At 41.6% G+C, this 10,314-nt stretch carries 9 protein-coding genes and 1 pseudogene; 1 reads left to right on the forward strand and 9 read right to left on the reverse strand.

The annotated features are described in order from the left end of the window. Positions 1-221: 221 nt before the first annotated feature. The 3 genes from HMPREF0083_RS21345 to HMPREF0083_RS21355 all read right to left on the reverse strand — a co-directional run bounded on the left by HMPREF0083_RS21345 (position 222) and on the right by HMPREF0083_RS21355 (position 3,929). Positions 222-1,406 (reverse strand): aminotransferase class I/II-fold pyridoxal phosphate-dependent enzyme, encoded by a 1,185-nt coding sequence (locus HMPREF0083_RS21345; RefSeq protein WP_021623880.1) that lies wholly within the window; start codon positions 1,404-1,406, stop codon positions 222-224. Continuing rightward, positions 1,399-2,337 (reverse strand): D-alanine--D-alanine ligase, encoded by a 939-nt coding sequence (locus HMPREF0083_RS21350; protein ID WP_040304301.1) that lies wholly within the window; start codon positions 2,335-2,337, stop codon positions 1,399-1,401. Before HMPREF0083_RS21350 ends, HMPREF0083_RS21345 begins: the two co-directional genes overlap by 8 nt. Positions 2,338-2,444: 107 nt before the next feature. After that, positions 2,445-3,929 carry an aminotransferase-like domain-containing protein gene (locus HMPREF0083_RS21355; protein ID WP_021623882.1) on the reverse strand — a complete coding sequence of 495 codons (1,485 nt, stop codon included), beginning with the start codon at positions 3,927-3,929 and terminating at the stop codon, positions 2,445-2,447. A 313-nt stretch (positions 3,930-4,242) separates the two neighbouring features. On the opposite strand from HMPREF0083_RS21355, the gene HMPREF0083_RS21360 reads away from it, so the two are divergent. Then, positions 4,243-4,755 (forward strand): DinB family protein, encoded by a 513-nt coding sequence (locus tag HMPREF0083_RS21360; protein ID WP_021623883.1) that lies wholly within the window; start codon positions 4,243-4,245, stop codon positions 4,753-4,755. Positions 4,756-4,797: 42 nt separating this feature from the next. On the opposite strand, the pseudogene HMPREF0083_RS28335 reads toward HMPREF0083_RS21360, so the two are convergent. From HMPREF0083_RS28335 to HMPREF0083_RS21385, 6 genes and pseudogenes are all read right to left on the reverse strand, one after another. After that, positions 4,798-4,893 (reverse strand): annotated as a pseudogene (locus tag HMPREF0083_RS28335) (formylglycine-generating enzyme family protein); the annotation flags it as partial. A 538-nt stretch (positions 4,894-5,431) separates the two neighbouring features. Further along, on the reverse strand, positions 5,432-6,571 hold the full coding sequence (locus HMPREF0083_RS21365; RefSeq protein WP_021623885.1) for a hypothetical protein: 1,140 nt from the start codon (positions 6,569-6,571) through the stop codon (positions 5,432-5,434). 11 nt (positions 6,572-6,582) lie between these two features. Next, entirely contained in the window at positions 6,583-7,845 is a 1,263-nt protein-coding gene (locus HMPREF0083_RS21370) for a hypothetical protein (protein ID WP_021623886.1), read from the reverse strand. A 5-nt stretch (positions 7,846-7,850) separates the two neighbouring features. Then, complete coding sequence (locus tag HMPREF0083_RS21375) at positions 7,851-8,726, reverse strand: ABC transporter ATP-binding protein (protein ID WP_021623887.1); 876 nt, start codon at positions 8,724-8,726, stop codon at positions 7,851-7,853. A gap of 1 nt (position 8,727) precedes the next feature. Then, positions 8,728-9,486, reverse strand: a complete 759-nt coding sequence (locus tag HMPREF0083_RS21380) for a hypothetical protein (protein WP_021623888.1) — start codon at positions 9,484-9,486, stop codon at positions 8,728-8,730. Continuing rightward, positions 9,479-10,030: an RNA polymerase sigma factor gene (locus tag HMPREF0083_RS21385; RefSeq protein WP_021623889.1), complete on the reverse strand. Its 552-nt coding sequence runs from the start codon at positions 10,028-10,030 to the stop codon at positions 9,479-9,481. Before HMPREF0083_RS21385 ends, HMPREF0083_RS21380 begins: the two co-directional genes overlap by 8 nt. Between the last annotated feature and the right edge of the window lie 284 nt (positions 10,031-10,314).

Raw genomic sequence — 10,314 nt, forward strand, 5'->3', positions numbered from 1 at the left:
GATCATACTGGATAATCAACACCCTTGAAAAATTACATTTGTATTAAAAACTGCAGAATCCATTTTGATCGATCTTTTTTCAAAATGGATTCTTTTGTTTGCTGTTAAATAAGGCTTAAAGCAGCCTGCCGTGCATTTTTTAATCGCTTTGCTTGTTCAGGTGGCAGAGTCGCTGTAGTTGGTTTATCAATTATAATTTCTTCTATATGCTAAAGTTTTCATCAAACCGGCTGCATCACCCGCATAAACCTCCCCATCCGCTCCAGAGCCTTTTCCAAGTCGACGAGCGAGGTTGCATATGAGCAGCGAATAAAGCCCTCTCCACCTGATCCGAATACATGTCCTGGTACGACCGCCACCTTCGCTTCCTCCAGCAGCCGAAGAGCAAACTGTTCAGATGACATGCCAGTAGAAGCAATTGAAGGGAAGGCATAGAAAGCCCCCTCAGGCTCGTGACAGGTCAGGCCGATTGCATTCAAGCCGGCCACAAACAGCTTGCGGCGTTCATTGTAGCTCGCCATCATTTCATCCTTGGCAGCCAAGCCATGACGCAACGATTCGAGCGCGGCAATCTGTGCAATGGTGGGGGCACACATGGCCGTGTACTGGTGGATTTTCAGCATGCCGGCAATCAGCTCACGCGGACCACACGCATAGCCCAGCCGCCAGCCTGTCATCGCAAAAGCTTTGGAAAAACCGCTGATGACAATCGTGCGCTCCTTCATGCCCGGCAAGGAGGCGATACTCACATGCTTTCTCCCGTAAGTCAGCTCGGCATAAACTTCATCCGAAATGACGACCAGATTATGTTTGATAATGAGCTCTGCAATCGGCAGCCAATCCTGTTTCGTCATAACTGTTCCGGTCGGATTACACGGATAATTGATCATTAAAGCCTTTGAATGAGGCGTAATTGCCGCTTGCAGCGCTTGTGGGGTTAGCTTGAACTGCTCCTCCGCTGTAGCCGCCACCTCCACAATTTTACCGCCATGCAGATGGGTAATTGGTTCATAGGCAATATAGCTTGGCGCCGGAATTAGCACCCCGTCACCCGGATCGATCACCGCCCGCAGCGCCAGATCGACAGCTTCACTGCTCCCCACTGTCACGATAATTTCCTGCTCGGGGTCATAGGAAAGCGCGAAGCTGCTGGAAAAATAAGCAGAAAGCTCCTCCCTCAGCTCCATCAAGCCGGCATTTGAAGTATATTTTGTCTGCCCTTCACGCAATGCCTGAATGCAAGCTTCACGTACCTTTTCCGGTGTAACGAAATCAGGCTCTCCGACCCCGAGGGCGATTGTATCTCCGCCTGTTGCATTCAGATCAAAAAAAGCGCGAATTCCCGATGGCCGAATATCCCGTACACACGAGGATAAAAACTGCCCTGTCCCCTCTTTACTAAACATATTGCACCATCCCCCATCCCTGTTTCCGTTCATGAAGCGAGCTGGTAATAATACGGTCCAACAGCTGTGTAAAGGTTATACCTGCAGCTGCTGCACTCTTCGGAAGCAGGCTGTTGGTGGTCATTCCCGGTAATGTGTTCACTTCCAGTACATAAGGCATATCCTGACACAAAATCATATCGACCCTCGCATAAACCTTGCATTGCAGCAACCGGTAGCTGGCCAGTGCCGCCTTGCGCACACGCTGCTCAATAACGGGAGGAAGCTGGATCACCTTCTCCTCAGCGCCGCCGGCCTCATATTTCGCCTTGTAGTCGAACCACTCCGAATGAGCGGAGCGAATGCCGATAATCGGCAATACCTCGCCATCCACTATCGAGCAGGTAAGCTCTGTTCCTTTAATATAAGGCTCAATCAAGATTGCTTGATCCAAGCTGCAAGCCTCCTGAACAGCCGGCAGCAGCTCCTTCTCATTCTGCACAAGCTGGATGCCGATGCTTGATCCCCCCGTATTCGGCTTCACAATAACCGGGTAGCCCAGCCGCTTCACCATCTGCGAATCATAATCGTCCATCCCCTGCCAACAAAGGCCTGCAGGCGTATGCACACCCGCTGCCTTCAGCAGCATCTTGGACAGCTGCTTATTCATGCATAAACTGCTTGCCAGGACACCGCTGCCTGTGTACGGAATGCCCAGCGTCTCCAGCGCTCCCTGCACTGTGCCGTCCTCGCCATACTGGCCATGCAGTGCCAGCAGCGCAATATCGATGCCAGCCTGCTGGACCTGCGCGATTAAATCCGCTCGCTGCTCGATCACAATTGGAACCACTTCATAGCGGCTGCGATCCAAATGATTGATCATCTCTTGACCTGTCCGCAGGGAAATTTCACGCTCAGAGGAAATACCGCCCATAATAACGCCAATTTTCATCATGACACCTCATTTTTCTTAAAAATCGTTGTGTGGTTACGGCTTGTTCTTCCGAACGCTGGTGCTTCTCCAGAACAATTCCATCTCTACAGCTCTTTTCTTAATCGTTATGCCTTAAGAAAGCTACGCACCTGTTTGCCGATTATTTGAATACCCTGCTCAATATTTTCATCCGTTACTCGTGAAAAACCAAGCCGTAATGTATTCGTCCCTTCCCCTTCTTGAATAAAAAACTTGTCTCCAGGTGTAAAAATAACGCCCTGTTCTGTGCAAGCTTCTAGCAGCTGGCGTGTATTTACACCTGTCGGGAAGGTGAGGAACAAATGCAAGCCTCCGTCGCCAGATAGCTGTGCCTCAGGAAGATGTGCTTCACAGTATGCCTTTGTCAGTTCATACTTGCGCTTATACTCTGTCCGTGCTTTTTTTACATACTTATCGAAATTTCCGTTAAGCAAATATTGGTATAAAATCGATTGATCGATTGTTGATGTATGAATAGTGCGTGCACGCTTAATGCTTTCCAGAGTGTCGATCAGCGCTCGATCCCCTAGTACCCAACCTACTCGCAAGCCAGGGAACAGCACCTTGGAGAAGCTGCCAATATAGATTACTCCGTTCCCTTGCCCTGCTGTCGCTATTAAAGGCGCAACATGTGCTCCCGAATAGCGCAGCTCCTCATTGAACCCATCCTCGATCACCGGAATCTGATGACGCATCATTAATTTCATAACGGCGCTGCGCTTTGCCGGCGACATGACGATGCCTGTCGGATTGTGGTAGGAAGGAGTCAAATAGGCCAGATCGAAGCTATTGGTCTGCAATACCGCCTCTAGCCGCTCCACATCAATACCGTCACGCTCCATCGGAACGCCGGTAATCTCAAATCCTTGCAGCTTCAAATTTTTGATCGCTGTATGATGGGTTGGATTTTCACAAATTGCCGCCCCTCGGCGTGCAGAAGGGCGCAATGCTGACAGCACAATGTCAAAGCCTTCTGTAAACCCGCCTGTAATCAGCATCTCCTTGCCGCTTATATCGACGCCCTTGTTCTCCATATAATGCATCAGGTAATCGATCAGCGGCTTGTAGCCCTTGGCATAGCCGTAGTTGAGCAGCACCTGCCCTTCGATTGCCATCCGGTCCATAAAGGCTCGCCTCACATCCCCCAGATCAAACAGTTGCTCATCCGGAGCGATGCTTGTGAACGAGATGGTTCCTTCTTTGGCACGAATGCCCTGCTTCATCATATCCAGCTCTACAGCCGATACAGCATACTCGTTCATTCTTGCCTTCCAGTCGATCTGCCAGGCGGCAGAGCCGTCAGCTCCTCCGTTATCTGCAGCCGACTGGCCCACCATGGCGGCCACATAGCTGCCCTTGCCGGGAATCGCGTACGTAAATCCGTCATCCTCCAAGCCTTCATAGGCTGCAATGACTGTATTGCGGCTCACCTTAAGCAGACCGCTCATTTCCCGTGTGGAGGGCAGCTTCTGCTCCGCCTGAAGCGCCCCTTTTATAATTAAACGTTTGACGTATTCTTTCACTTGTATCGCGACCGGACGGTCACCGACGAGCTTGAAATCCTGGAACATCCTTCATCGCCCCCATCTATAATGATGGCATAGAGGACGAGAGAAAAAAAGAACCACTGCACTGGATTTTTCATCCTTCGGTGGTTCTTCCGCATTTTATCCCCCATCACGATCAAGTGCGGTTTACTCGATATCTTTAATGCTCTTAAATAATCTAAAAATACTTTTTTCCCTGAACTAAAATGATATTCTCATGGTAGATTGAGATGAATAAGCTACTAAACTTATAATATGAGTAGAATACTTTTCATCGTACCGAATATATACAGAATAGGAATCTAAGCACGCACTTTCTGATGAAGGGAGAAATTTTATGAATAAATTAGCAAATGACAATCTGTATGAAACGAGAAATAACTTGGTAAAGGAGATTACCCTATTAAGTGATGCCCAATTTAATAGCAAGCCTGATATGACTAAGTGGAGTATAGCACAAGTTTGTCACCACTTAGTTTTAGTGGAAGAGGCATCTATAAAGGCTATTGCATGGGGATTAAAAGAGATTGATAGTACTCAAAAAGAACGTAAAAAAGTTCACCTTATACTAGATAGAACGAAAAAGATTAAAGCTCCAAAAATCGTTGAACCAGATGTAGAGCCATTTAAAGTTCAGCAAATAATTGATTTATTAAACGATTCGAGAAAAAAATTGATGACTTTTCTTAGCACTATAGAAGATAAATCCATATTAGCGGAAAAATCAGTGAAGCATCCTGCTTTTGGTGAATTACCTCTTGATCAATGGATTGAACAGCTATATTTACATGAACAGCGCCATATAGAACAAATAAAAGAAATAAAATTACTTTTAGATGCAAGGCGCTAAACTTATGGTTATAAACGGATTCTTGTTTAAGTAAAGGGGAACCAGCATATCATATAGCTCCCATGCATTGGGTTTCTTTCTTTTTACCTCATGGATTTGGCCTCTTGAATTTTCATTGTACCAGGCAATCTTATCTATGTAGAAATCACTTGACGTAGTAACAAAAGTTCAGATAGTTAGAAGGAGGAAATTCGGAAAAAAGAAGAGGTTGGATACGCCCTACACTCCGGCAAAAGAAAGGCCAATGTGTCTTTTTCCGCCCGCCGCCCGCCCTTCCTTTTTTTCTTACCTCCTACCACAAAAATGTGGCGATTTATCAAACCAGATGTATATAGTCATAGTGAACGAGGCCAGTCCCTATTTTTCATAATCGCGTGGGTTACATGGGATGTAGAAGGCCAGTACAGAGTCATAATATGAAAAAGGAGCCGGTACTATGAAGGATATCACAAAATACATTGGTTTTAGACATTTCCAAAGAATCTATTGCTGTAGCGATTGCTAATTCAGGTCGAGAAGCCCCACGTTTTTACAGTATGATTCCAAACACTTCAGAAGCCGCTCGCAAACGAGTTGATCATGTAGGGAAAATGCACAACCCGAAATATGTTATGAAGCTGGACCGACGGGATATGGAGTGTATCGTTGTGGCTCCTGCCCTCAAGGCTATTTTTCTCTATAAAACAATATCCCTTTTCTTCTCTCGTTTCCATAAAAGAACAATAAATACTACACTAACAACAAGCATGACACTATACGATGTCGGAACTACCCATTTAGGCACCCATATACTAATTATGTGTCTCATCATATAAAATACTCCATACTTGATCATAATAATAACGAATGGGATTTGAATACCGATTAAGGCGATTGTATTCGACATAATACTTGAAAAGGACATCGCCAACAGGGCGAAAACAAATCCTAGAATATATATAGCCACGACTGTAAGAACAATATACTGGAAAAACGTTGGATCATACCAATAAAAATCTCCGCCAAACATATGAATAGGCACGCTAAAAAACATGGATGTATGGTTCAAAGAGTAAAAACCAAAATAAGTGATCAGCAAGGTGGTTATCACGATAAAGGTGGAGATCAATCCTGCCGCTACTTTCGTCTTATAAAGATTCCGGCCTTTTTTCGCCGTATACTGCAAATCAAGCAATCGCCTTGAACGATCTTGGATGAAAATCGGTAGCAAAACCAATACCACGCTAAAAATGATGGTAATCGCTACATGGTAAATAAAACTTTTAAAGTTTGCAAAAGCCACTTCAGGATATACTGGATAATGTCCAGCTTCTATTAGTTCGTTAAATCGTAGTTTTTGTTTAGCATTTGCATCCTTCATATAGTGTTCCAAACTTATTTCCTTACTCTTATAATTTTCGATCAATCTACTTCTTTCCTCAAGTTCCCATAACATGTCGACTGGTTCTTTAAACATGACCTTATCATAAAGTACATCCTGCTCTTTGTTATTTCGATCATAATTTCTAAAATCCTCATACGTTCCCATTCCCGCGTCCACAAATTCTTTTCTTGTCTGTAAATAGTGATTCGCTTCTTCTAATTGAACTTCATACGTTTTCTTAAAATCAGCGAAATCGTCCTCATCCATATGCGTTCCATACTTCTCAATCATTTCCACCCCGATACGATACGAATCAAGGGCCGGTCTTCCATTTGGGAAATACTTAATATCAAATTCAATTAAAAGAAAGGAAAGGATACCATTGACGAAAAGAAGTAAAAGAAGTATTTTCCAACTAAAAATTTTCTTTATTTCATGTAATAAGATCTGCATATGACTTCCCCTTAATAAATTTCTTGTTTATTAAACTTTTTGAAAGAAAAAATACATAGAACACTGACGATCATCATCCAAACACCGACTGTAATCATTTCATAAAATTTAAACATCATAAGCCCGCCACTTCCCATGAAAAACATATGTGGATTCATAACAAGCAATGATAGATTAAATCCAGCGATGAAAATTAACATCGATGATTGTGGCATAAAACCATTCATCATATAAGCCATTGCGAAAAAAGCGGTAAAAAGAAAGAAGGTAAAATAACTGTTCTTCACGAAAATAGAAATTACAAACGTAATGGCTGAAAACAGAATCATGCACATATAGACGAGCAAAATACTCAAAAGAAGGAACGCCAAAAAGGATAAATTCCACCAAGATACGTATGGTAAATTATACTCCCAGTTCAACGCGCTGCTAATCGAACTTTCCCATAAATACGAGTAATCGAACACTGAAAAATAAGTGCCAAGAGTAATGACAAACAAAAAGGCTGTTATCGCCGTCGCCATCAGTAGAGAAGCAGCAAGCTTATCTTTCATTAACCGTCGGCCTCTTTTTGTAGAATAGGTGACCAGATTTGTTCTGTTTTCAAACTCATAATTGGTAATCAAAGCCGTCGCCAACACAATTAAAATTAATGCTTCAAAAATCAAATGTCCAAATACCGTTCTAAACAAAAAGCTGTGCACTTTATACGGTTTCCCCGCGAAAAACCATGTTTTATGTTCCCTGTTTTCTTTCATTTCTTCGAACCGCTGCGAAAATTTATCGTATTCATTTTGCAGTATCTTTGCCGCACTACCACTCAATCCATACATCTCAATTTCAGACTTGGCCATCCTTTTCCAATCCATCCGGTCATATTCGCTATCAATACTTTTTGCTAGATTAAAATACATTTCTTTCAACTGGTATTGGGTGAAAAAAGCCCACTCCTTTTCGGTATAAAGATCACGGTCCTCATAACGCAAAGTATTCAAAAATTCATCTATACTGCTGAATTCTTGAGCGGTATGTTTTCTCGTGATTTCATTTAACTTGGCAAAATCTTTTTGCAAATCTTGTTGGAACTGATGCAATGATTCGTCCGTCATCTTCACACCATAGGTTTCAGCCAACTCATTGACGACTTTCAATTCCTCTTTAAAATAGGAATTGCTGAAAATCAAAAACATGTTGTAAGCCATAAACAGCAAAATGAGCACAACAAGGATAGGTGATGTGAATGCCTTTTTACATTCGTGAAAAATAATTCTCATCGTGCTTATACTTCCACCTCTATTTCATCGCGGTATTCGTAAAGGAAGACATCTTCCAAGTGGGGTGTTACTGGCTGCCACTCTGTTTCCGGCTTCTCTTTATGAATAAATCGGACCCTCATATTTCCTCTTTCTTGTTTCTCCGACAGAACGACATAGCGCGTTCTGAACTCATCTAATTGTTCATAACGAATAGATGCTTCATAAACCTGCCCTTCAAGCGAAGCGCAAATTTTTTCGACTGAATCTTTATAAAGAATCTGCTGATTTTTAATCATGATCACTTCATTGGCAATCGATTCAATGTCCGACACGATATGAGTTGAGATGATTACGAGTCTATCTCTTGCTAGTTCTGATAGTAAGTGCCTGAATCTCGCACGTTCTTTTGGATCTAATCCCGCCGTAGGCTCGTCCAGGATAAGGATTTTCGGGTCATTTAAAAGCGCTTGTGCGATTCCGACACGCTGGATCATCCCCCCTGAAAATTTCTTCATTTTTTTATTCATTACATCGCTTAACGCTACTTTATCCAATAGTTCCGTTATGATATTCACTGCCTCTTTTTTTCCAATACCTTTTAACGCGGCCAAATATAATAAATATTGTTTTGGCGAATAGTTTTTGTAATACCCAAACTGCTGCGGTAAATAGCCCAGTAACGTCCGATAACCTTCATCCATATCAAGAATGTTTTCACCGCAATAAAGGATTTCGCCTTTACTTGGGGAAATTAACGTCGCAAGCATCTTGATCAACGTCGTTTTCCCGGCACCATTTGGAGCAAGTAACCCATATACTCCATTTATAAATTCCAAATTAATATTGTTTAGCACACTAAAACTCCCATACTGTTTGCTCACATCTTTTATGATAATCATGCTAAAAAGCTCCCTTCGTCTGTTTAAAATAAACAAGTCTTTTCAATAAATGGATATAAAACGAAATACTGCCAATTAGAACAATCCCATAAACAAATAACGGCAAGTTGATTAGAATATCACTGTAAAACTTGTTGTCCAAGAATTTTAAAAGCAAATTTCCCAAGACCCACCCAATGATCGTCATAGCAGCAATTACAGTAGAATGTTTTTTCATCAAGGTATATAAAAACACAATAGAAAAAATAAATAATCCTGTAATGGAAATCATAAATGCCCTAAAGAAGTGCGCATCATTATATGACATGACAATGAAGAGTATCGTCATCGAATTAACCAAAATGGATATGATACTAAACAAAAGCATCCTAAATGCGATGATTTGATAAACATTATATTTGCACGTCATCTCGACTTCGTAAGTAGTATTCATGATTTTATTTGAATATGTGTATACCGAAAGGGCGATAAATAAAACTGGCGAAATCAGAAAAATAAAGGCGTACAAATTATCTACTTGTCTTAGTACAGTTTCAGATCTGACTAAAAAAATACTCAGCAAGTTGATTGCTATAAAAAGGATGAAAACAAACTCTGAACGGTCAGAAAATAAATGTCTGATGCCAACTTGATGATACATTGATTTTAAATAAGCAGGAAACGACTTGTTACGTTTTACACCGGCAGCAACAATTTGATTGATTTGATTCTGTATTGTACGCTCATCTGGCATGGGAATATGAAATTTTTCTTTATCCATGATGAACCTCCATTCCTTTTCTAATTTGTTTCAATGCTGCATAGTATTTCGTTTTCACCGTCGATTGCGGAATCATTTCGATTGACGCAATTTCCTGAAAAGTGTATTCCCCAAACAGTTTAAGTCGAATGATTCGTTGAGATCCTGCATCAAGGTCATTAACAAGTGTAGTGACCTTTTCAAAATCTTCTTTGTACTCAAGCGAAATGGTCATATCATACTCATCTTCAAATTCATAATCTTCAATTGGCTCTACCCGTTGTACATCTTTGTAGCTTTTCGACCTGTAAAAATCAATAAGTCGATTAGATGCCAACTTATAAAGCCAAGTTCGAAAAGTCGCCTTCTTACTATCGTAATTATGAATTGATTTCAAAACTCTAATGAAAATTTCCTGTGTAAGATCTAGCGACAATTCTGAATCAAGCGTTTGCTTATAAACGAACGCATACATCTCTTTGTAATATTTAGAAACAAGTTCGTTCGCCGCCGCATCACTAGCGTTTCGCTTTATTTTTCTAATCCACCGTTTTTCACTATCCATACTTCCATCACTTGCTTTCTTAATGATGATTACCGCCCTATAAGTATATCCGTAATAAGTTCAAAAATAGTTTGGATTAATTTCGGTTAAAAGCATCTATGATTATTCCTGTGTTCTAACATATGGACTAAGGCAGCCTATCGCATTCTGGTTTAAAAGAATTCAAACCTCATCTTCTGTGGAAATAAACGGGTTAACTTCTAACGATATCGGCAAACCAGCTACAAACACCAAGGAATATACACCCAAGAATCACGCCTGTTGATTATCCATAAGGTGGAAGA

The sequence above is a fragment of the Aneurinibacillus aneurinilyticus ATCC 12856 genome (assembly GCF_000466385.1).
GTDB lineage: Bacteria > Bacillota > Bacilli > Aneurinibacillales > Aneurinibacillaceae > Aneurinibacillus > Aneurinibacillus aneurinilyticus.

Excerpts from the sequence above, each read along its gene's own strand:
- HMPREF0083_RS21350 (WP_040304301.1), bottom strand. The coding sequence starts at position 2,337 with ATGAAAATTGGCGTTATTATGGGCGGTATTTCCTCTGAGCGTGAAATT.
- HMPREF0083_RS21370 (WP_021623886.1), bottom strand. The coding sequence starts at position 7,845 with ATGAGAATTATTTTTCACGAATGTAAAAAGGCATTCACATCACCTATC.
- HMPREF0083_RS21360 (WP_021623883.1), top strand. The coding sequence starts at position 4,243 with ATGAATAAATTAGCAAATGACAATCTGTATGAAACGAGAAATAACTTG.
- HMPREF0083_RS21375 (WP_021623887.1), bottom strand. The coding sequence starts at position 8,726 with ATGATTATCATAAAAGATGTGAGCAAACAGTATGGGAGTTTTAGTGTG.
- HMPREF0083_RS21380 (WP_021623888.1), bottom strand. The coding sequence starts at position 9,486 with ATGGATAAAGAAAAATTTCATATTCCCATGCCAGATGAGCGTACAATA.
- HMPREF0083_RS21365 (WP_021623885.1), bottom strand. The coding sequence starts at position 6,571 with ATGCAGATCTTATTACATGAAATAAAGAAAATTTTTAGTTGGAAAATA.
- HMPREF0083_RS21345 (WP_021623880.1), bottom strand. The coding sequence starts at position 1,406 with ATGTTTAGTAAAGAGGGGACAGGGCAGTTTTTATCCTCGTGTGTACGG.
- HMPREF0083_RS21385 (WP_021623889.1), bottom strand. The coding sequence starts at position 10,030 with ATGGATAGTGAAAAACGGTGGATTAGAAAAATAAAGCGAAACGCTAGT.
- HMPREF0083_RS21355 (WP_021623882.1), bottom strand. The coding sequence starts at position 3,929 with ATGTTCCAGGATTTCAAGCTCGTCGGTGACCGTCCGGTCGCGATACAA.